Origin of the sequence: Methanotorris formicicus Mc-S-70 (genome assembly GCF_000243455.1) — an archaeon.
Classification (GTDB): domain Archaea; phylum AGJL01; class Methanococci; order Methanococcales; family Methanococcaceae; genus Methanotorris; species Methanotorris formicicus.
Window position 1 is genome coordinate 1 of record NZ_AGJL01000016.1, and the last position, 21,607, is coordinate 21,607.

Here is a 21,607-nt window from a genome sequence, read left to right on the forward strand (position 1 = left end):
ATGAAGTTTATTACGGTGTAGAGTGTGATAAGGAGGTGATTAGCGTATGAAAAATTATGGCGAAATAATTTCAGGATACAACAGGCATGCATGTTGTTGATTGTATTGCTACGAATGGAAAGAACATCATTCCAATCGATTTTAGAGTTTATGATAGACCAAGGGATGGAAAGACGAAGAATGATTTATGTGGGGAAATAATACTCTCTTTAGTTGAAAGGGGATTTAATATTCGATATATCTGCTTCGATAGTTGGTATTCGAGCAAAGAAAACTTAAAACTTATCGATAAGTTAGGTTTATTTTACCTCTGCAGAATTAAAAGGAACAGGAAGATAAACCTCTCCAAAAAACGGTGAGTGGATTTCGATTAAAGAACTTGGAGAAATTCCTGAAAGTGGATTAATCGTTTATCTAAGGAAAGTAGGATATGTCAAACTCTTCTGCCTTTCCAAAAACGGAAAGGCAGTATATTATATAACGAATAACCTATTTATGAGTTTCGGAGAATTTCAAGAGGTCAAAAACGCCTCTTGGAGAATCGAAGAGTTCCACAGAGGAGTTAAACAGTGCTGCAATATTGGAAATTTCTTCGTTAGAAAAGATTTCCAGTATTAGGTCATATTTCGTTAGCTATGAGGGCTTTCTTTATTTTAGAGAAAATTAGAATCGATAAAAAGATTACTTGGTATGAGTTTAGAAGAGAACTAAATCGAATAGCCGTTGGGAATGCCATAATCTCTTTATGTAAAGAAACTGGTTTATTGTTAATCTAAGTATTTAAATGTATTTGCGAAAGTCCTAATATGTTCAATAGTTTAGAAAAGTTCGTAGATTGGTATAATCGAGTAAAACCACATCGTTCTCTTAATTTTAAAACTCCTTATGAAGTTTATTATGGTGTAGAGTGTGATAAGGAGGTGATTAGTGTATGAAAAATATGGCGAAATAATTTCGGGATACAACACATATTTAATATCTAATAAATAATCTCAAAATTCACACCATGCCCAAATAAGAACAATAAAACACTCGCCGGGATTTCTTTGCTTTTATTGTTGTATGTTTCATCATTAATGATTATTTTATCAATTTTTTGTTTTATTTTAACATTGTAGAATTTTTCATTAAAATCATTAAAAATTGCATCTTTTAAGGGGTTAAAACTGCTAAGTTTTTTATACTTTATCTCCTTAACCATAAACCCTGTATATCCATGCAAAGAACCAATAACCCTCAACAACCTTATATCATCATCCATAACCTTCTCATCCAATTCCAATTTATTTAAAGTCTCGTTTATGATTGAATATATCTTATCCCTATTTTTTCTTTTTTCAATTATTTTCTTCCAATTATCTTCTTTTTCAAATTGTTTTGTTGCTATTTTCTTCTTTTTAAATACATCCAATAACCTTCTTTTCCAACCACTTCCAATTTTACTCAAATTTAAATTTTTTCCTAAAATATAATCCATTAAAAACCTTCTTTGTGGTTTTTCATAACTCTCGATGATGTTTCTTATTTCCTCGTCTTTTGGTTTAATATAGATGTGATATCCCCTATTCCCACTAAAAGCAATTTGCAAATCATCTCCTGATAATCCAAAATCAGACATTAAAAATTCTTCAATTAAATAAAGTGCTTGATTTTTTGCCTCTTCCAAACAATATTCACAAACCCAATCATCACTATGCCTGCATTTTTTTGTTTTATGAACATCAATATCAAACGCAATCTCCCTTCTAAAAACCTTCTTTTTGTTTGCCCCTCCTGATTTGCTTGGAAATTCCATGTAAGAAAGAGATTTATACAAATGGAATGGGGCATTTTTCAACACCCAATTTTTATACTCCTCCCCATCCTTAAATGAGATGTTCCTATTATCTACTTTTTTAAAATAACCATAACCAAATTCTCTATACTCAATCCCCTCGGGAACTTCTAACAAATCATTTTTTATTACATAAGAATAATACTCCTTATAAAGATTAGATACCTCATTCACAATTTTATCATCCATAATAATCACCATATACTATTTACATCATGAAGTTTTTATATAGTTGTTCTCGAATTTATGGAAGTTACTATGGCAATAATAAATTTTTAAATGACAATAAATGGGCATAAAAATCCAAATTAATGCTTAATCACTCTTTTAATTTTTTGTAACGCAAACAACCATAATGTTTGAGGTGAAAATATGATATTGGGCATTGATATTGGTGGAGCAAACACAAAAATAACTGAAATTGATGAAAATTATAAAATACATCATATATATTTCCCAATGTGGAAAAATAATGAAAAACTAACCGAATTATTAAAAAAATATAGCAAAGATGTTGATGCAGTTGGCATTGTCATGACTGCTGAACTCGTTGATGCCTATGAGACAAAAAAAGAGGGTGTGGATGATATATTAAATTCAGTTGAAAATGCCTATGATTGCCCAATTTATGTTCTTGATGCTGATGGAAACTTTTTAAATCCAAAAGAAGCGAGAGATAATTATTTAAAGGTTTCTGCTGCCAATTGGACAGCCACAGCCAAGTTTGTTTCCGAATATATTGATGATAACTGCATTTTGGTTGATATGGGTTCAACCACAACAGACATAATCCCAATAAAAGATGGGAAAATTTTAGCCAACAAAACGGATTTAGATAGGTTGATGAACAACGAACTCATTTATGTTGGAACTTTAAGAACCCCATTATCATTTTTGGCAAATAAAATTAACTTTAGAGGAAAACTAACACATATATCATCAGAATATTTTGCAATAACTGGGGATATAAATGTTATTCTTGGCAAGATTAAAGAGGAAGATTACACCTGCGAGACTCCTGATGGTAAAGGAGTCGATAAAGAAAGTTGTTTAACAAGGATTGCAAGGGTCTTATGTGGAGATAGAGAGATGATTGGTGATGATGAATTAACCACTATTGCTGAGGAGTTCTATGCTAAATTATTGGAATTGATAAGAGAGGGGGTTGATGAGGTATCTAAAAAATATGAACTGAAAGATGTGGTCATAACTGGCTTGGGGGAGAATATTTTAAAAGATGCGTTAAAAGGATATAACATAAAATCAATAGAAGAAGTTTATGGGAAAGAAGTTTCATTGGCAACCCCAAGTTTTGCCGTTGGGATGTTGTTAAAAAAGCATTTAAAAAAATAAAAAGGGATAATATGAAAGCAGTATGTGTTTTAAGTGGTGGTTTGGATTCCACAGTAAGTTGTTTAATTGCAAAGGATTTGGGTTATGACTTAGTTAATATTACATTTAACTATGGACAAAAAGCAGCAAAAAGGGAAATAAACTCTGCAAAAAAAATATCAGAGATATTAAATGCTGAACATGTTGTTATTGATTTGCCGTTTATTAAAAAATTTGGAAAAAGTGCTTTACTAACTGAAAAAGAACCTCCAAAATTAGATATTGAAGAGTTAGATATGAGATTCAAAACAATTCAAACAATGGAAGAGGTTTGGGTTCCAGCAAGGAATTTAATTTTATTCAGTATAGCAAGTGGGTTTACTGAGAGTATTGATGCAGATAAGGTATTTGTTGGTTTAAGCGGGGAGGAAGCAACAACATTCCCAGATAATACGCCTGAGTTTGTTGAGAGGCTAAATAAGGCATTGGAATATGGAACATTAAATCAAGTGAAGATAGATGCTCCATTATGCAACAAAAATAAGCAAGAGATTGTTAAAATTGGGCATGAAATTGAAAAAAGATTGGGTGTTGAGGTTTTAAGATATTCATATTCATGCTATAAAGATAATGGAGAGGACTTTTTACATTGTGGGGTTTGTGAAAGTTGTGCAAGAAGAAAGAGGGCATTTTTAGGTGCTGGTGTTGAGGATAAAACAAAATATAGTTGTTCGCCTTAATAATGGACACAACCATCAATAAAAATTAAAGGTTGGATTGCCTTATTTGGGATTTTTAAGATGGTCTTAATGTTCTTTAAAAAATTCATTATACTAAAAATAAGTGCAAAAAATTGCGAACAACTATACCTAACCCTCTAAAATCTCTTTAAGTTTTTCAAGTTGATCTTTTGTCCCAAATGCATAAATTTCACATTCTTCCTCCAAAACCACATCAGGACTTGGATTCACATGTAATTCATTAGCCCTTTTTATTGCAAGGATTGTTGCTCCTGTTTTTTGTCTTATTTGAGACTCGTAAAGAGTTTTTCCAACAACTTTGGAATTTCTACCTACCACATATCTCCCAATTTCAATATCATGAGAAACATCCATTAGTGAAGAGACAAAATCCAAAATCTCTGGTTTTAATGCCATCTCCACAATCCTTAAACCCCCAATTGCATACGGAGAGATTGCCCCATCTGCTCCTGCTTTTAAAAGTTTATCTATTGTATTTTCGTTTTCCGCCTTTGCAACAATATACAAGTTGGGATTTAACCTCCTTGCAGATAACGTTATAAAAACATTCTCTGCATCATTTCCAACAACAGAAATTAACCCTCTCGCTCTTTTTATTCCTGCTTTTAGCAAAATATCATCAGAAGTCGCATCACCAACAATATAAATTAACTTTTGGTCTTTCTCAAAAATTTCCTTTATCTTTTCCTCATCAGAATCAACAACTACAAAAGGAACACCAGCATCCCTAAATTTTTTTGCGACAAACCTCCCCAACTTTCCAAATCCGCAGATAATAAAATGATCCTTCAAACTTTTTAATTTGTTATGCATTTTTTTCCTCCTAAATATTTCTTTAAACTGCCCTTCAATAAAAAAATTCGCTATATTACCAAATATATAGGCAACTGCCCCAACTCCTGCGAATATATAAAAAATTATTGACAACCTACCTAAAAATGTCTTTGGAGTATAGTCTCCATAACCAACAGTCGATATTGTAACAACCGCCATATAAAATGCCTCAAAAAAATTCCAACCTTCAAATGACATAAGGATAAAAGTTTCAATCAATATAATCCCCAAAACTGCTAAAATACCCAATTCAATCTTTTTTAATGTATCCATTATTTCCCCTAAATCCCTTTATCGTAATCCCACAACAAATTAACCGATAGTGTGATTTAGCACTATTAACTTTATAACCAAAAAATAGAAATAGATAGCACTTAAATAACTCGTTAAAAAACGGTGCATCTTTTATGCTAACAGCACTTAATAGTATACTCACTAATTCTATAAATAGTTTAGGATTTAACTGTTCGGAGGGGTTATCCAAGTTCGCACAGGTTAAGACCTCAATACTAATAAAATATTATTCGATTTATACCACAATAAAACCACTTAGCAAAAAATCAACAGATATATTTATCGAAATTATTAGATTTCTATTTCACATAGATATCGGGACGGTCGTAGGAGACACTTTTGTAACGACAAAGAAAATTATGAAGAAATCTAAAGAATTGGGGATGGGATATATTGGTAAACTTAGAAGGCAGAGGATATTATAAGCGAGTATATGAAGAGACCGAAGATAGAAGAAAAATATCGAAGAGATAATCGATTTTAGAAATCGAAGGAAACTATCTAACGTCTGAAAAGAGCAATATTGGATTTGTTAGATTTATGGCGATAGTATCAAACTGCATAGAATATTTGAGATACAAATATGAACTATCGTTTTATGAAATGGTTAAAGAGTGTAGTAAAGAACTAATAAAGAAGGGAATATTGTAATCACACTGTCAGTTAGTTAAATATTTGGAACAATTGAAAATACACCATAAAAATTTTATTTTTTCTCTACATCAATAACAACCACACACAATAGACTCATTTTCAATGTTTAGCATATCCCATCGATTGCAATCATATCTCTTTCTTTTCTTTCATAAAAGTAAAAATTTTAAAAGATGTGCATAATTAAAAATTAAATATAACGAACTAAAAATAATATAAAAAGCAATAAAAAACCTTTTAGGTGAATACAACGAACCTATTGAAATTAGTTGTTTGCATTAATTTATAAAATTATGTAAACTTGTCTTAAAGCAATAATTAATTATTTCAGATTCTTTAAAAGCATTATTTGGAGGTCTCTACATGGAAATTGGTATTTTAGATATAAAAGGTTCTCTCCCATGTTTTGAAAACTTTGGAAATCTACCAACCAAAATTATTGATGAAAATAACATAAAGGATATTAAAGATTTAGATATGCTCATTATTCCGGGGGGAAGTATAGTAGAAAGTAAATCCATCAACGAAAACCTAAAAAAAGAAATAATGGACTTTGATGAATACATAATTGGAATTTGTAGTGGTTTTCAAATACTGTCGGAAAAAGTGGATATTGGAAGAAAAAGTCCAGTTCCAATAATTAGGGATGGGTTAGGTTTATTAAATGTTGAATTTTCCCCATTAATTTGCACAGACAGGGTCAAAGCAACCCTTAAGATAGATTCTATTTTGGGAAAAAAAGGAACAATTGGAGAGGGATTTCACTGCCACACTTATGGAGATATAAAGATAACAGATAAAAAAACCAAACCCTTCACAACATCGGAGGTTAAAAAACTCAACTATAAAATGCAAAAAACATGCAAAAACATCATATCCGGAGCTATTTGTGGAAAAGTCATTGGAACCATGGTGCATGGGTTTTTGGACAACGAACATATAAGAAACAATATATTAGACAACTTAAAGGTTGATGAAGAAGAGAGAAAAAAAATCTTTGAAAAAAATAAAGAAGTTATGAAAAAATTAAAATTAAAAGGATTAAAATTCAGAAATAACACAAATAAAAACATAACAAACACAAAAAACGAGAAAGAAATTAGGGGAATCATTTTATTAGCAACGGGTTCAGAAAGTGGAAAAACATTTTTAACAACTGCAATATCATCAAAGTTAGATGGAAAGGTTTTGGTATCAAAGATTGGGCCTGATGTTAGGGATATTGTTCCTGCGTTGTATCTGTTGAGGGAACCAATGCTAAAATATAGTAGTATAAAAATTGGTGATAGAGGTTGGTGTGAGGTCTCTGAATACCTAAACTACCTAAAAAACTCCAACTACGATTATATTATCATTGAAGGGGTTATGGGAGCATTTACTGGGGCATTAAATAAGAAAAACTATAGTGGATCTGAGATAGCGAAGTTATTAAATTTCCCAGTTTATGTTGTCTCTGCATGTAATAAAAGCGGTATTGAGGGGGCGTTTGTTGAAAGTTTAGCATATTATTCCCTACTAAAAGAAATGGGGGTTAAAGTTGAAGGGATAATCTTGAATAAAGTTTATAATTTTGATGTTTTTGAGAAAGTTAAAAAAATTGGGGATGAAATTGGCATCAAAGTTATCGGCATCCGAAAAGCCGAAATGGAAAAAAGAGGATTAATTCCTGAAGTAGAGATTGACTATGAAGAGTTCTGTAAACTGGCAATGGAATTGGATATCAAACTCGAAATACCGAAAGTTGAAATTAAGGATAAAAATGAGAAAAATAAAAATTTTGAAGATTATTTAGAAGAATGGAGCAAAAAAATTAAAAATATCACCTAAAATAAGATAATTCATTTTCTTTGAATATTTAAATTAAACAACACTAAAAGGATATATACCACCTACAAAATTACAAAAAATAGGATAACTGCAAATCTTGTGGAATCATGGAAGATAAAATAAAAGAAAAAATTGAGGAATTAAGGACTTCCCTCATATACTACATTAGGAATTTCTATAATGACGATATTATTTCTGAAAAAGAAAGAATTGAGATTGATTTAACTGAAATTTATAAATTTGGATTAATTGATTTTGTGGAATTCATCCATGAACATCCTAAGGAAGGGTTAAAACTTATAGAAAAATGCTACCAAGAAGCATATTTCTCATTAAAAAATGAATATCCAAAATACATCATCACAATAAAAAATCTACCAGAAACCTTCAAAAAAATTAAGAATAAAAACAGATTGCTAACAATAAGCGACATAAAAAGCCACACAATTGGAAAACTTGTAGAATTTGAAGGAATTGTAGTTACTGCAACAAAAATAAAAACTGTCTTAAAAAAAGCAAAATTCACCTGTAGTAAATGTGGAAATGAGAATATAACCAAATATATAGATAACCCATTTGAAATATTTGAAGAACCACGTTGTGAAAAATGTGGTAGTGATGATTTAATATTGATCGAAAATGAATGCGAATACATGGACTTTCAGGAGATAAAAGTTCAACAGCCATTAGATTTAATGGATGACCCAGAGGAACCACCAAAATACATAACCGTATTTTTGGAAAATTCCCCAGGAATTTACTGTGGAAGGGTAAAGATAACAGGTATCCCAATAAAAATACAAAAGAACAAAAAGATTCCCATATATGATATATACATAAAGGGAATCAACTGTGAGGTTTTGGATGATGAAATTGAAATGGAGTTGAATAGGGATGACATTGAAAACATTGAAAAAATAAGTAAATTACCAAATGTCGTTGATTTATTATCAGATAGATTAATTCCCGAAATAAAAGGGCACAGTGTTGTTAAAAAAGCAGTATTTTTACAACAAATAAAAGGCGTTAAAAAAGGAAATAAAAGAGCAGATATCCATATTCTCCTCATAACTGACCCAGGAATTGGAAAAACTGTAATTCTAAGAAGGATCTCAGAACTTCCTGGGAACTTATATGGTTCAGTAACCACCGCATCAGGGGTTGGACTAACTGCAGCGGTAGTTAGGGAAAAGACAGAGATTGGAGACGATACTTGGGTAATTAAACCAGGACTCTTGGTGAAGGCAAACAAAGGAACAGCATGTATTGATGAGTTAACAGTAAACAAGGACTTACAGAGTTATGTTTTGGAGGCTATGGAATCCCAAACAATACACATCAGTAAAGGAGGTATTAATGCAAAACTTCCAGCAGAGTGTGCAATCCTCGCTGCATGCAACCCAAGATGGGGAAGATTCGACCTAAATATCTCAGTTGCAGAGCAGATAAATATTCCTGCACCATTGTTGAGTAGGTTTGATTTAATTTTTCCAATAAGGGATGAACCAGATAGGGCAAAAGACAAAGAAATAGCAGAACACATCATAGACATCCACAGGGCACACCTGGATAAAGAAATAAACAAAGAAATTGGGTTAGAACATATTGAGATTGAGGGTGTTAAGGTAGATATTGAGTTCATAATAAAATACATTGCCTATGCAAGGCAAAAAAATCCAATAATATCTGAAGAGGCAAAAAAACTCCTTGTAAATTATTATCTAAACATGAGAAAAGGAACCATCCAAGTTACAGCGAGACAATTAGAGGCAGCCATAAGGTTGGCAGAAGCTCATGCAAAGGCAAAGTTGAAGGATGTTGTTGATGAAGAGGATGCAAAAGAGGCAATAAATATAATCACCGAATGTTTAAAGCAGATTGCCTATGACCCAGATACGGGGCAGTTTGATATTGACAAAATAACAGGAGTTTCAAAGAAAGATAGAGATAAGATGATGGCGGTTTATGAAATTATCAAAAAACTTGCTGAAAAGAAAGATGATGGGCTTGCATTGCATGAGGATGTTGTTGAGTTATGTGAAAAAGAGGGAATTGATGAAGAAGATGTAGAAAGAATCATTAAAAAACTCATCAAAAATGGAGATATAGATGAACCGAAACCTGGAAAATATAGGTTGATGTGAGAATATGAAAATAATCTACAACTCCCCAGAGGACTTTTTAACTGAAAAGTTGTGGCTAATACCAACAATAAGGGAAAATACATTAGAATTAAATGAAAATGGAGATTTTAAAGTAGTTAACAATATATCTATAATAAGAACCCTCGCTACACCATCATTAAGAAAAACCATATCACGACTAATTTACCTAATAAAAGATAAAATGACAATGTTTAAAAATATAGAGAAAGCAAATTGGCTAAAAAATCTCTTCAACTATATATATGAAAAATATTTTGATAAAGCCAACAACAACTATTACAGAGCAAAAAAAGCATGGTATAGAATGATGGGAGATTTATTTGAAGATATAAATAATTGGAACTTCAAAAAGGTTAGGGGAAAGGTAATTAGTTTATTAAAGGTATTAAATCCAATATTGGTATTTGATGTCCACAACATAACAAAATGGAACCATACAAAAACATTTGTGAAATTTATTGAAGAATTGACAAAAAACGATATCGTTATCATAATAAGATGCCCAATTGAAGCGATAGATTATGCAAAAAAGTTATTTAAAAATGCAAAAATAAACACCATAGCAGCAGTTAGATATTACGCCAAACTCCTTGGTTATTATATCTCCAATAGAGTGGCAAAATACTTAGCCGAAATTTCGAAAGGTAATTTAAATATCATAAGGTTAATATTGATGCACTCAAAGAAAGAACTAAAAACACTCAGGGATATAAAAATACCTTGGCTAAAAATATTACCAAAAATCGTTCCAAAAAAATATGAAAAGATTATGGAAATTGCCTGTGAGTTAAAGAGATTTAAAGTGAAAGATATTGAAAAAAGGATAGATTTAAAATTACCCACAATCTACGAATACCTCAATGATTTGGTTGACATGGGAATTATATCAAAAACGAAAATTAGAAAAACTATAAGATTCTCTATAAAACTCGACAGAGAAAAACTCATAAAACTATTGGACAATCTACCAAGAAAACCCATTTTGCTATTATTTTCAATAAACAACATCCTTGAACCAATTCCAAGATTAGAGAAGTTTCGAGTTTTCGGGTGATGTATAATTTTGGAAGTATTATAAAAACAATACAAGATTATTATAGAATATGTTTTGTGTAAAGTTATGCCACAAATACGTTTTTCTTAAAAGATTATAAATCAATATAATACGAAAATCAATATATAAATGATTTCTCAAAGTGTTTCGAGTTTTCGAGGTGCATGTATGTATAGGCATTGGAGAAAGGTATCCAACATGATGCACCAACAAAATTATCACAAAAATTTTTCTATTATTTTTTATGTTTTTACTCAATAAGTGCTTAAAAACTAAATAAATAACAAAACTCTATATAAAACAGATATTAACTTAATATTCATGTTAATACATAATAAAAACTACACTAATCAAAATAGAATGCACTACTAACAACTATTCATGCTATTAACTACAAAAGAACCAAAAACTCTAAAAAATCTCAACATTTTGGTTTACTTTATTCTTTGTGATAATTTCATCAGTTGTAATTTTGATACACTTTCCGAAGCATATACATACATGCGATTCGAAAACTCGAAATCATACTAATTCGTTGTGTCATAATACTTCTTCAGATAGTTAATATGCTTACAGTTTGACGATTGGCATGAAATACACCACCAATTACCTTTTTTAGGTTTGAAAACTCTTGAGATTTCTTCTCCATCGGCATCGTAAAATACAAATGTGACTCCACCAAAATTATCGATGATTTTTCTAACTTCAAAACCTATTTTTTCCACCGGGTAATACTTTGTGTTGAATTTCATTTTCGAAAGGTTTTCGAAAATACTCGAAAAACTCAAGTCAAATATTTCTGGACATAATCTCTTTAAAATAGATATTCCTTTAGATGTCAATGAATAAAGAACTTTACGTCCATTTCTTTCACGTTTTGTAACTTCTAATGCCGTACATAGCCTTAAAAACTGAGATGGTAACCCCTTGGAAATTCGAAGGTTTTCGGATATCTGTTGTGGATAAGTTGTGCCACGTATTAACACATAGTGTAAAATTGCTTTCCTAAATGGCGTGGAGATTATTTCTTTTGGTAAATGCTCCATAATTTCCACCTTTTTTTATGATTTTATATTTATTATCATGTTATTATCTAAAATTTCAATTGTTTTTGTATTTTTAATTTAATTCATGTTGGATTCATATATGGGTTTTTTACCCTACTTAGTAATAACATAGATATCGCAATATAAAAATTTTGTTGTTTATTTGATTTTTTAGATTTGTTGTAATTTTTGGTATTTTTGATATTTATTCAATTATGTTACTTTTTTCATTGTTTATATGTAATATAATTTTGGATTATACTAACTATAATAATGAATTCATAGTTTTATTGCATTTATATTTTAGATTCACATTTTTGTTGTATATGCTTTTTTGGAAGATATCAATTAAAATAAACTTTATTACTATAGAATAGTTTATATATAATTTTGAAATTTATTCAAGTTTATTTTTGAGCATTTTTAATTGATATTTTTGTATTTTTTGTGTTTGATTCACAATATTTTTTGTTAATATTTTTTATATTCATGAGATATATTATGATAGATTATGTTTATATATTCATATATTTGGATTTATTTATAAAATATTTTTAGATTTTCGGATTTTCGAAAGATATAAAAAATTTCGAAATCTATTAAGGATAGGTGATGCCTATGTTGGATCCTATTGATTTCATATATAACTCAGCATCAGCAACAAAAAACGCCATGCACAGGTTAAAATTAAAAACAAATCCATTTTCAGAAAAACCTATAAGAGGAAACACCAAATTTTTTGTTGGAAGAACATCAGAGTTGAGGGAAATAGCAGATATTTTTGGGGCTGCACAGTATGGGAGTGTTGTCAATGCTGCCATTGTTGGGACGAAGGGGATTGGCAAGAGTTCCCTCCTCAACATAATATACTACGCTGCAAAAAAACAGGGGCATTGGGCAGTTGAGTTAACTGCATCTCAAATAACACCAAGGCAATTTTTGATACAGGTCCTTTACAATTTAATAAGAGAGAATCTCATCTCAATAGACGGTACCATATGCAGCGAGTATATTAAATACTCCCAAAAAATCATGGAGATTTATCGGAAACTCATTGATTATGGTGATAGAACACCAGTTCATTATCCAAGAGAGAGGATTGAGAGAGACTTTGATTTCTTATTGAATGAAGTCAAGGAGGAGGATAAACTCTGTATAATTTTGGTTGATGAGGCAGACCAATTTGCCAAAAAAAGTTGTTTAAGTTTGTTACAGTTCTTCCACTCCTTTCTATATGAAGATGGAATTTTGGCGTTCTTTGCCGGTTCTCCAACACTTATGGATGACTTAACAAAAATTTCCCCGGCGATGAGGGATAGGATACCGAAAATCATTAACATGCCACCATTATCAAAGGAAGAATCTTATGATTTGATAATGAGAAGATTGGAGGATGCACATATTGGCAATGCAAAGAAATTTGATCCATTTACTGATGCGGCAATAGATAAGATTGTTGAAGAATGTGATGGCATTCCAAGAAAGATAATCATGACGTGCTCAGAATCAATCTCCATAGCATTAAAAAAAGGAGTTAGTAAGATTGATGAAGGCATAGTTAAGATGGCTATGGAGGTTTTGGGAATTAGTGTTGGACATCAAATATTAAATCACCTGACTCCTGCTCAATCAAAAATTGTCAGGGCTCTTGCTGAATTGGGGGGGAGTTCAACGGTAACAGAACTGGCAAAATATTTGGGAAACTCCCCTGGAACTATAGGGACACATTTATCAGATATTTATGAAATGGGATATATTTATAAAGAAAGAAATGGAAATAATGTTTACTATACATTGTCAAAAGAGTTGATGGATGTCTTGATGAATGATAATGATTAATGTAGTTAAAATAATTAATACCTCCGAAGTATAGCGAGGAGGTATCTTTGGGGTTTGAAAAGGGTGAAGCCTTTCGAGTTGATGGATGATATGATTAGTGTTGTTAGGTGGTTAAATGAAATGTGATATTCAAGCAACAGAGCCGGATATTAAGGTTCCATTAACAAGGGTTGGGGTAACAAATTTAAAAAAATTGGTAAAAATTAAGAGAAAAAATAAAAGACCAATTATATTATTACCGACATTTGAAGTGTTTGTTGATCTGCCAAGTTTTCAAAAAGGCGTTCACATGTCAAGAAATCCTGAGGTTATAGAGGGGATTATTGAAGACGCGGTGGAGAAGGACGTATATGAAATGGAAACCATCTGCGAGGAGGTTGTTAAAAAGTTATTTGAAAAGCATGAGTATGCCACAAGGGCAGAAGTTTTTATGGTGAGTGATTTTGTTTTAGAGGAGAGAAGTCCAATATCAAAAAAACACTCCCAAGAAGTTTGTAAAATAATGGCAAAGGCATATGGGGTTAAAGAGAATAATGGAATAAAAATTAAAAAATTAGTTGGTGCTGAGGTTGTTGGAATAACTGCTTGCCCATGTGCCCAAAACCTATTAAAAGAAAAATCAATAGAAAATTTAAAAAATCTTGGCTTTTCTGATGATGAAATTGGGAAAATAATGGATTCTGTAGTTATAGCAACCCACAATCAGAGGGGTATTGGGACGATTTTAATTGAAGTTCCTGAAGGTTATAATGTTGAAATAATGAAAATAATAGAGATTATCAAAAAATCCATGAGTGGGGAAGTTTACGAACTTTTAAAGAGAAGTGATGAGGCATATGTTGTTGAAATGGCCCATAAAAATCCAAAATTTGTAGAAGATTGTGCAAGAGAGATGATAAAGAGGATTGTTGAAACTTTTGATTACCTTCCAGATGAGGCAAAGGTTTTAGTTAGACAAGTTAATCAGGAAAGTATACATAGACATGATGCATTTGCTGAAAGATGTGCTACTTTAGGGGAGTTAAGGAAGGAATTGGATTTTAAGTAATTTAATGTAGTTATTTTGGTTATTCGTGTAATTGATGTTAATATTTTATTTTTTATGATTTTGGGGATGATTATGAAACTTCTTGTCGTTGGTGTCAATACCCGTCCTGTGGTAAATTCTGCTAAAAAACTGGGGTTTGAGGTTTGTTCGGTATCTTATTACAATCCTATGGATTTAGATGCCGACAAAAAAATATATTTTATAGATGATTATAACCATGGGCATTTTAAGGAGAATTATAATGAGAATGAATTGTTAAAAGCCGCAGGGTTATTTGTGGATGAAGTTGATGGTATTTTAATAACTTCTGGGATATTTGAGAGTAAGAATTCAAAAACTCCTAATTGGGATGTTATTGGAAACCCACCAAAAAAGATTAAAAGGATGAGTAATAAATATAATACTATTAAGAGATTAGAAAACTTGGGTTATAACGTTCCAGTAACATACCTTGCTAAGAACTATTCTCAGTTAGAGAGGTATTTGGATGAGTTAAAAATAGCGATTTTGAAGCCGATTTCTGGCAGTGGAGGCATTGGCGTCAAAAAAATAAACTTTCCCATAATTGAAAATACGTGCATTAAAGAGACTATCGATATTGAATTTCCCATATTGGTTCAAGAATATATAAATTCCGATAGTTTTAGTGCAGCCTTGATAGATGCTAATTTTATAACATTTAATAGGCAGATAATTGAGAACAATATGTATGTTGGAAATATAACTCCCTATTCACTAGATGGTGAAGTATCAGATATTGGTAAAGTTATAAATGATTTCAAGGAAATTATTGAAACTTTTGAACTAAAGGGAATGAATGGTATTGATTTTATGATCAAAGATAGAGAAGTTTACATAATTGAGATAAATCCAAGAATATTGGGGACTTTTGAAACTATTGAGAAATCTTCAGGAGTAAATTTAGTGAAACACATCATTGAAGGAAAACCAGTGAATGTCAGGGAGAAGTTTATTAAGAGGATTGTATTTGCAAAAGAAAAAGTCATTACAAAAATCAAAAAGAATCCATTTGTATATGATATTCCGAAATATAATGCAGTAATAGAAAAAAATGAGCCAATAGCAACAGTAATTGCTAAAACAAACATTGACTACCACATAGACAGTATTTACAAGGAGTGTGTTGTGTATGAAGTTAAGTAAAGAAGAAATTTATAAGATGTTTGATAACCACCTTGTTCAGGAAGTGTTGTTTGATATTTTTGAAGGTGAAGAAGAAGGATTTGAAATATTGGATGCACTCTTAGAGTTAGGTGAGGCTACAGATGATGAAATTGCAAGAAAGTTGAATTTAAAATTAAATTTAGTTAGAAAACTCCTCTATAAAATATATGAAGCAAGATTGGTAGATTATAAAAGAGAGAAGGATGAAGAAACCAATTGGTATACATACACATGGAAACCAACAATTGAGAAACTGCCTTATGTTGTGAAAAAGAAGGTTAACCACATATTGGATGATTTAAAAAAGAGATTGGAGTTTGAAGAGAATAATATGTTTTTCTACTGTCCAGAGTGTAATTTAAGGTTTGTATTTGATGAGGCAATGGAAACTGGATTTAGATGTCCAAGATGTGATGGAATATTGCAAGAATTTGACAATAGAGAAATAATAAGGTCATTAAAAGAGCAAATTTCTTTCTTTGAGAGTGAAATTAAAACAAATTCTTTGTTTTCAAAATGAGTTATAAATTCATAAATTGAAATTAAAAAATTTTTGATTTTACAGTAATTAAATTTGCAGATTTTTTATTTTTTGGTGAGATCATGGATGCACTGTCACTTTTAAATGAATTGTGTGATAAGAACGTCGTAGAACATTGTATTGCTGTTTCAGATTACGCCTATGAGATAGGTCTACAAATAAGAAACAATGGTTATGAGGTAGATTTGAATTTAGTTAGATTGGGTGGGTTGTTGCATGATATTGGGAGGAGTAAAACACACAGCATAGAGCATGGAGTTGTTGGAGCAGAGATTTTAAGGATGTATGGTTTTGATGAGAGATTGGCCCTAATAGCAGAAAGGCATATAGGTGCTGGAATAACAAAAAAAGAGGCTATTGAACTTGGTTTATCACCAAAAGATTACATCCCAATAACTTTGGAAGAGAAAATTGTGGCCCATGCGGATAATTTAATAAGTGGAACAAAAAGAGTGGATATTGATTTTGTAGTGGATAAGTTTAGGAAGATGTTGGGTGATAACCACCCCTCAGTAGAGAGGATTTTAAAATTAAACGATGAAATAAATTCATTGTTAAAAAATGCTAAAAAATAAATGTTTAACTAAGTATGAATCCAGTAAGTTTTAATGTGCCGTAGAATGCTACAATACCCATAGTCATGCATATAGCACACATTAAAATCATCCTACCAAATTTGAACCCATACAAAGGCACGGCAAACAACAACCCAAATATTCCAGTTCCAGTTTGTATTATTTCAACGCATTTTGCTATTTGGTCTGGAGATACTGGTGGTATTTTTGGGGCTATTTTTGAGATAATTATTAAATAACCCCCAATTAATGCTGCAGTTGCAGGGATAACCCCACATAATATAACCAAACCAACAGCAAGACCATTTGCAGTAACACTTAACAACTGCCTCCTTAAATTTTGAAAATCCTCTAAGGTTTTTGCCAATATTTTTAATGTATTTACTAAATCTCCTCCATATTTCCTATTTTCTATTAACAATCTAACAAGTTGTCTGAATATTTTTGAATCTAAAGAATTGGCGACAACCAACATGGCATCTTCAAAACCCATTTTCTGATTAATCATTAATCTCATAACCTTTGCAAAAACCACATCAACCTCTTTAACACCACTTCTAATAACCTCATCCATAGCCTCTACTAATGACCTTCCAGATTCTAAGACAAGTATCATTGTATACAGTGCCTTTGGGATGTTGTTTTCAAACCTTTCAATCTTTATCTCATAGAGGATCGTTGGAGTATACAAAACACATCCAAGATATGTTATTGCCAATACCAATGTTGTTTTTAATGTTAAATCAACAAAGAAGTTTAATATTACAGGAATTGAGACGGAAAGTATCATTAATAATATAAAAGTCCTTTCATCAACCTTTTTCTTCCCTATTTTTCTTAATATTCTGATATTTCTTTTTACAGTGTATATGTATATTTTATTCATGGTTGAATGTACTTTGTTTATGTTTGACATAATCTCACTCAATCTTCATTTTAATAAATATTGTGAAGATTATTGTTGAAATTGGACCTATCTTTGTTAGTACAATGTCAAGAGTATCCACTATTCCAGAGAATCCCTGCTGACCACCAAGTGCTGACTGTATCATACCAGAAAATGGTAATATTAAACCCACACCAAAAACAAGATTTCCTAAATTTTGTATCATAAATTTTGATGAATCTATTTTTACCATAGATTCTCTAACAATTTCTTCATACATTTTTTCCAATAGTAGGGCTACGTTACCCTTATTGAAAGCCACTATTAGTTGATCATACAATACCTTCATTAGTGGTATTTTAGTTCTTAATTTTGCCCTCTCCAATGCTTCTACAAAACTATATCCACCAACGTTTATATCGTGGATTAATGTTTTGAATTCATAAGATACGACCCCATACTCCGGACTTTTTGCAACATTTTCTATAGCCTCTTGAAGAGATATCCCTACCTTAACAACAGACACCATATACAACAACGCAAACAATATTTGAAATTTAATTTCCCCTTTAAATAACATTAATTTTAATTTTGGATATAAAATACTGGTTATTAATATCCCAAAAGCGAAGATGAAGCCATTTATAAGGCCAGAAATTGGGTTTTTATTTAAAATAGTATGGTATAAGGACAAAATAATAAACGTTCCAAAACTTGTTAACAATACCTTAGCAAAGTATTTTTTTTCATCCTCTATACCAGCATATTGAAAATCTTTTTTTGATGGTAAGAATGAGGTTCGAGTTACCCAATATGAGAGTGATTTTGAATACTCCTCAAATATTCCCAACCCTTCTTCAAATAAGATATCATCAAGATCTTCAATTTCTATAGGTGTTTCCTCTACAAATGGTTCATAGAATGTGAGTTCTTCTTCACTCTCCACTATACTCTCTCTTTTTCCCTTCCATGTGTATTCTCTCTTAGAAATGTCAGAAATTTTAATTCTTCTTTTTTTTAATCCAATTTTAATTAAAATATCATCTATATGTTTTGAGATATCCTTAAAAAATTCTCTGTATGGTTTTTTTTTCATAAAGCCCACCATATTAACAGATTGTTGACAGCAAATCTTAAAAATAAATTATAAATGTTAAAGTAGGGATTATAAGTGGAGTGAACGTAACAACTTCTCAGGGTCTTCCTGATATGTCATTATTATTGGGGCCACATCTTCAAGTTTATGGATGTTATTATCTATCATATACTTTAATACTTTTTTTCTATTTATTCTATCGTCTATCAATTCATCCCGTGTAATCCCTGCAATTTCACAGACATCTTCTTCCCACATACAAATACCCTTTTTAGTTAGGGAGTCAGAAATACCGTTGTACTCAAACAATGTGGTTTTACTAATATGTTCCCCATCCCCCTTCACAATTTCAACAATACCCAATATCCTTCTAACAGTTTTTCTATTTCTTCTAATTCTTTGCTGGTTTATTATAAAGTTTAGTGATGAGAGCATGATTTTTGGAACGTTCATTGGTGGATTTGTTAATCTCAAGATTGCCTCGTCAGCACTGTTCGCGTGTAATGTTCCAGAACAATTGGAAACATAGAACATCCCATCATTTCCAGCCATGTATGTGTGGTTATCTTCAACAGTTAAATCATATACATATCCATCATATTTTACTTTTTCAATAGATGCTATCTTCTTCCATGTTATATCATTGCATAATGCCAACAGATGATTCAACTTCCTACTTACAACCAAACTATCCAATCTTTCATTTAATTTTTTTGATTTATTGTGGTAGTTTGATTTTAGTTTTTTCAAATATTTGTCTTTTATATTTTCAATAATCATTTTTAAGTCATCTTTAGATATTATATTTGAATGCTCATACTCCTCAATTATCTCCGTATCTATTCCCGTAATTTCTTCCAATTCCGATGAACTTATATTAAGATGCTTCCTTATATCTTTTAATAACTTCCCAGTATTTTCAAATCTCTCTAACTCATCAGTACTATTGGTTGGTACAGCAATAAAGTCCCCACATTTTAAGGATTCTGCATTTTTTTCATATATGATTCCGTCTAAGATATAAAATGGATGGTCGTTTGTTGCTACTATTTCCCTACCATCTTCAGTTTTTATTTTATATAGGTAGTTGTTGTACTTTGTTCTCCAAACCCTTAAGATTCTTTTTTCCTCGCATTTTAAGGAACTTTTATTCAAACTTTTTATTGTTATCTTCTCATCAGAGATGTCAACATACTCATGATTCTTGTATACCTCAACATTTTTATCAAAGAATGCCTCGCAGAATTCTCCAATTTTTTCTATCTTACTGTTGGGCATTATATTTGCATCATAATGCAACGCCCCATCGTGACCGGTGTTCATAGCAACGAGTAATGAGTGAGCCTCTTTCCCCCTAACCTCCCCAACGAGTATCCTATCTGGTCTCATCCTTAAGGCATTTTTAATTAAATCATCCATAGTTATCTCATATCCCGGAACTCCAGGTCTTGGAGGTCTTGTAATCATTCTTATAACGTGTTTGTGTGGAATTTGTAATTCTGGCGTATCTTCAATTGTTATTATCCTATCTGTGTACATGGCAAACATAGATAATACGTTTAATGTTGTTGTTTTACCTGAACCTGTCCCCCCTGCAATTAAGGTGTTTGCAGGTTTTGCCCCAAAGTAGCCTTCAACAGCCTGCCATAAAAATGCCGCAGTTTCCAAATCAAAAGTTCCAAATTTAATTAGGTCGGTTATTGTTAATGGGTCTTTTGTAAATTTACGGATTGTTAATGTTGCTCCGTTTAATGTAACATCGTGTGTTGTTGCGTTCACTCTACTACCATCTGGTAAGAACGCATCGAGCATAGGGCTTCTCGCATCTATACTTCTATTTGCAAGGTATGCAATATTTTCAATGATTCTTGTTAACTCCCCCTTATCTAAAATAATATTACTCTCACACATCTGATATTTCCTATGGAATACAAATACTGGTAAATTCCAACCATTGACCATAACTTCCTCTAATTGTGGATCATTTAATGGAATTTCTAAAAAACCCAACCTCCCAATTGAGAGATAGAAGTATTTAGCCATGTAATCCAAATCTTTCCCATCAAATTCTATACCATGCCTTTCGGCAAAAGTTGTTAAGTATCCATGAATTTGGTTAAATTGTGTGTAATAACCTTCCGATATGTTTGATTTTATCATTCTTATTTGATCTTCAGTTAATCTCGACAATGCCTGTTTCATTTTATTAATTTCAGGTACTTCATAGTATATCATACTTCCTCTCTTCTTGATAGATACATCTATTTTAATATTTTCGATAGTAACTTTATAAGAATCTAATGTTATTTCAGATGTATCTTTGGGAATATCTATTTTAACTGGAACTTTGGGTTTAACGACTCTTGGTTTAATCTCTTCGATTATTTCTTTTTTTTCTTTTTTTAATTCAGGTTCTATAATAATTTTTTTAGTACTTTTTTCTTGGATTCTATCAAGAAGTCCCATTTAATCACCGGGTGGTATATTGTTGATAGTATCATTCAATAATTTTAAGAATTTTATTTAATTAGATTCCCAAATCATAAGGATTAAAACATAAATAATATAGTAAACGTGATATTATAAACTATTGATTTTTAGTTTATAGTTGAATATTTAAATAAATAGATTTGTAG

The 21,607-nt window shown here is 31.2% G+C and carries 18 protein-coding genes and 1 pseudogene; 13 read left to right on the forward strand and 6 right to left on the reverse strand.

All coding sequences use genetic code 11. The annotated features are described in order from the left end of the window. Nucleotides 1–83: 83 nt before the first annotated feature. Nucleotides 84–776, forward strand: a pseudogene (locus METFODRAFT_RS11940) (transposase); the annotation flags it as partial. A 30-nt stretch (nucleotides 777–806) separates the two neighbouring features. After that, complete coding sequence (locus tag METFODRAFT_RS10615; RefSeq protein ID WP_141564052.1) at nucleotides 807–935, forward strand: integrase core domain-containing protein; 129 nt, start codon at nucleotides 807–809, stop codon at nucleotides 933–935. Nucleotides 936–979: 44 nt separating this feature from the next. Here the strand turns inward: METFODRAFT_RS10615 and priS are convergent, their stop codons facing one another. Further along, on the reverse strand, nucleotides 980–2,023 hold the full coding sequence (priS, locus tag METFODRAFT_RS03905; protein WP_141564053.1) for a DNA primase catalytic subunit PriS: 1,044 nt from the start codon (nucleotides 2,021–2,023) through the stop codon (nucleotides 980–982). Between the two features lie 183 nt (nucleotides 2,024–2,206). Here priS and mfnF point away from each other — a divergent pair, with 183 nt between their 5' ends. Then, complete coding sequence (mfnF, locus tag METFODRAFT_RS03910) at nucleotides 2,207–3,187, forward strand: (4-{4-[2-(gamma-L-glutamylamino)ethyl]phenoxymethyl}furan-2-yl)methanamine synthase (RefSeq protein WP_007044239.1); 981 nt, start codon at nucleotides 2,207–2,209, stop codon at nucleotides 3,185–3,187. An 11-nt stretch (nucleotides 3,188–3,198) separates the two neighbouring features. After that, nucleotides 3,199–3,906, forward strand: coding sequence for a 7-cyano-7-deazaguanine synthase QueC (gene queC / locus METFODRAFT_RS03915; protein WP_007044240.1), 708 nt, complete (start codon nucleotides 3,199–3,201; stop codon nucleotides 3,904–3,906). A gap of 129 nt (nucleotides 3,907–4,035) precedes the next feature. Here queC and METFODRAFT_RS03920 read toward each other — a convergent pair whose 3' ends face one another. Next, nucleotides 4,036–5,034 (reverse strand): potassium channel family protein, encoded by a 999-nt coding sequence (locus tag METFODRAFT_RS03920; RefSeq protein WP_007044241.1) that lies wholly within the window; start codon nucleotides 5,032–5,034, stop codon nucleotides 4,036–4,038. Nucleotides 5,035–5,168: 134 nt separating this feature from the next. On the opposite strand from METFODRAFT_RS03920, the gene METFODRAFT_RS11035 reads away from it, so the two are divergent. The 4 genes from METFODRAFT_RS11035 to METFODRAFT_RS03940 all read left to right on the forward strand — a co-directional run bounded on the left by METFODRAFT_RS11035 (nucleotide 5,169) and on the right by METFODRAFT_RS03940 (nucleotide 10,755). Continuing rightward, nucleotides 5,169–5,480, forward strand: a complete 312-nt coding sequence (locus tag METFODRAFT_RS11035; RefSeq protein ID WP_007044242.1) for a hypothetical protein — start codon at nucleotides 5,169–5,171, stop codon at nucleotides 5,478–5,480. A 592-nt stretch (nucleotides 5,481–6,072) separates the two neighbouring features. Then, nucleotides 6,073–7,536: an AAA family ATPase gene (locus METFODRAFT_RS03930; protein WP_007044243.1), complete on the forward strand. Its 1,464-nt coding sequence runs from the start codon at nucleotides 6,073–6,075 to the stop codon at nucleotides 7,534–7,536. Nucleotides 7,537–7,643: 107 nt separating this feature from the next. Beyond that, on the forward strand, nucleotides 7,644–9,680 hold the full coding sequence (locus tag METFODRAFT_RS03935; RefSeq protein ID WP_007044244.1) for an ATP-binding protein: 2,037 nt from the start codon (nucleotides 7,644–7,646) through the stop codon (nucleotides 9,678–9,680). Between the two features lie 4 nt (nucleotides 9,681–9,684). After that, complete coding sequence (locus tag METFODRAFT_RS03940; protein WP_007044245.1) at nucleotides 9,685–10,755, forward strand: hypothetical protein; 1,071 nt, start codon at nucleotides 9,685–9,687, stop codon at nucleotides 10,753–10,755. A gap of 527 nt (nucleotides 10,756–11,282) precedes the next feature. Here the strand turns inward: METFODRAFT_RS03940 and METFODRAFT_RS03945 are convergent. Next, on the reverse strand, nucleotides 11,283–11,801 hold the full coding sequence (locus METFODRAFT_RS03945; protein ID WP_007044246.1) for a MarR family winged helix-turn-helix transcriptional regulator: 519 nt from the start codon (nucleotides 11,799–11,801) through the stop codon (nucleotides 11,283–11,285). A 618-nt stretch (nucleotides 11,802–12,419) separates the two neighbouring features. Between METFODRAFT_RS03945 and METFODRAFT_RS03950 the strand changes: the two genes are divergently transcribed. The 5 genes from METFODRAFT_RS03950 to METFODRAFT_RS03970 all read left to right on the forward strand — a co-directional run bounded on the left by METFODRAFT_RS03950 (nucleotide 12,420) and on the right by METFODRAFT_RS03970 (nucleotide 16,989). Further along, a complete protein-coding gene (locus tag METFODRAFT_RS03950) occupies nucleotides 12,420–13,640 on the forward strand; it encodes an ArsR family transcriptional regulator (protein ID WP_007044247.1) in 1,221 nt (406 codons plus the stop codon). Nucleotides 13,641–13,755: 115 nt separating this feature from the next. Then, on the forward strand, nucleotides 13,756–14,688 hold the full coding sequence (mptA, locus tag METFODRAFT_RS03955) for a GTP cyclohydrolase MptA (RefSeq protein WP_007044248.1): 933 nt from the start codon (nucleotides 13,756–13,758) through the stop codon (nucleotides 14,686–14,688). Between the two features lie 72 nt (nucleotides 14,689–14,760). Beyond that, complete coding sequence (locus METFODRAFT_RS03960) at nucleotides 14,761–15,852, forward strand: ATP-grasp domain-containing protein (protein WP_007044249.1); 1,092 nt, start codon at nucleotides 14,761–14,763, stop codon at nucleotides 15,850–15,852. Next, entirely contained in the window at nucleotides 15,839–16,393 is a 555-nt protein-coding gene (gene tfe / locus METFODRAFT_RS03965; RefSeq protein WP_007044250.1) for a transcription factor E, read from the forward strand. The genes METFODRAFT_RS03960 and tfe overlap by 14 nt, the downstream gene beginning before the upstream one ends. 83 nt (nucleotides 16,394–16,476) lie before the next feature. Beyond that, a complete protein-coding gene (locus tag METFODRAFT_RS03970) occupies nucleotides 16,477–16,989 on the forward strand; it encodes a TIGR00295 family protein (RefSeq protein ID WP_007044251.1) in 513 nt (170 codons plus the stop codon). Nucleotides 16,990–16,993: 4 nt separating this feature from the next. Here the strand turns inward: METFODRAFT_RS03970 and METFODRAFT_RS03975 are convergent, their stop codons facing one another. The 3 genes from METFODRAFT_RS03975 to METFODRAFT_RS03985 form a co-directional block, all read right to left on the reverse strand. Then, the gene (locus tag METFODRAFT_RS03975) at nucleotides 16,994–17,905 is read right to left on the reverse strand and encodes a type II secretion system F family protein (protein ID WP_007044252.1); all 912 of its coding nucleotides are present in this window, start codon (nucleotides 17,903–17,905) and stop codon (nucleotides 16,994–16,996) included. A 4-nt stretch (nucleotides 17,906–17,909) separates the two neighbouring features. Next, nucleotides 17,910–18,971 carry a type II secretion system F family protein gene (locus METFODRAFT_RS03980; RefSeq protein ID WP_007044253.1) on the reverse strand — a complete coding sequence of 354 codons (1,062 nt, stop codon included), beginning with the start codon at nucleotides 18,969–18,971 and terminating at the stop codon, nucleotides 17,910–17,912. 69 nt (nucleotides 18,972–19,040) lie between these two features. Then, a complete protein-coding gene (locus METFODRAFT_RS03985; protein WP_007044254.1) occupies nucleotides 19,041–21,437 on the reverse strand; it encodes an ATPase, T2SS/T4P/T4SS family in 2,397 nt (798 codons plus the stop codon). Nucleotides 21,438–21,607 lie beyond the last annotated feature (170 nt).

What these genes read in the sequence shown, in the direction of transcription:
- METFODRAFT_RS10615 (WP_141564052.1), top strand. Translation starts at nt 807, where the DNA reads ATGTTCAATAGTTTAGAAAAGTTCGTAGATTGGTATAATCGAGTAAAA.
- priS (WP_141564053.1), bottom strand. Translation starts at nt 2,023, where the DNA reads ATGGATGATAAAATTGTGAATGAGGTATCTAATCTTTATAAGGAGTAT.
- mfnF (WP_007044239.1), top strand. Translation starts at nt 2,207, where the DNA reads ATGATATTGGGCATTGATATTGGTGGAGCAAACACAAAAATAACTGAA.
- queC (WP_007044240.1), top strand. Translation starts at nt 3,199, where the DNA reads ATGAAAGCAGTATGTGTTTTAAGTGGTGGTTTGGATTCCACAGTAAGT.
- METFODRAFT_RS03920 (WP_007044241.1), bottom strand. Translation starts at nt 5,034, where the DNA reads ATGGATACATTAAAAAAGATTGAATTGGGTATTTTAGCAGTTTTGGGG.
- METFODRAFT_RS11035 (WP_007044242.1), top strand. Translation starts at nt 5,169, where the DNA reads ATGCTAACAGCACTTAATAGTATACTCACTAATTCTATAAATAGTTTA.
- METFODRAFT_RS03930 (WP_007044243.1), top strand. Translation starts at nt 6,073, where the DNA reads ATGGAAATTGGTATTTTAGATATAAAAGGTTCTCTCCCATGTTTTGAA.
- METFODRAFT_RS03935 (WP_007044244.1), top strand. Translation starts at nt 7,644, where the DNA reads ATGGAAGATAAAATAAAAGAAAAAATTGAGGAATTAAGGACTTCCCTC.
- METFODRAFT_RS03940 (WP_007044245.1), top strand. Translation starts at nt 9,685, where the DNA reads ATGAAAATAATCTACAACTCCCCAGAGGACTTTTTAACTGAAAAGTTG.
- METFODRAFT_RS03945 (WP_007044246.1), bottom strand. Translation starts at nt 11,801, where the DNA reads ATGGAGCATTTACCAAAAGAAATAATCTCCACGCCATTTAGGAAAGCA.
- METFODRAFT_RS03950 (WP_007044247.1), top strand. Translation starts at nt 12,420, where the DNA reads ATGTTGGATCCTATTGATTTCATATATAACTCAGCATCAGCAACAAAA.
- mptA (WP_007044248.1), top strand. Translation starts at nt 13,756, where the DNA reads ATGAAATGTGATATTCAAGCAACAGAGCCGGATATTAAGGTTCCATTA.
- METFODRAFT_RS03960 (WP_007044249.1), top strand. Translation starts at nt 14,761, where the DNA reads ATGAAACTTCTTGTCGTTGGTGTCAATACCCGTCCTGTGGTAAATTCT.
- tfe (WP_007044250.1), top strand. Translation starts at nt 15,839, where the DNA reads ATGAAGTTAAGTAAAGAAGAAATTTATAAGATGTTTGATAACCACCTT.
- METFODRAFT_RS03970 (WP_007044251.1), top strand. Translation starts at nt 16,477, where the DNA reads ATGGATGCACTGTCACTTTTAAATGAATTGTGTGATAAGAACGTCGTA.
- METFODRAFT_RS03975 (WP_007044252.1), bottom strand. Translation starts at nt 17,905, where the DNA reads ATGTCAAACATAAACAAAGTACATTCAACCATGAATAAAATATACATA.
- METFODRAFT_RS03980 (WP_007044253.1), bottom strand. Translation starts at nt 18,971, where the DNA reads ATGAAAAAAAAACCATACAGAGAATTTTTTAAGGATATCTCAAAACAT.
- METFODRAFT_RS03985 (WP_007044254.1), bottom strand. Translation starts at nt 21,437, where the DNA reads ATGGGACTTCTTGATAGAATCCAAGAAAAAAGTACTAAAAAAATTATT.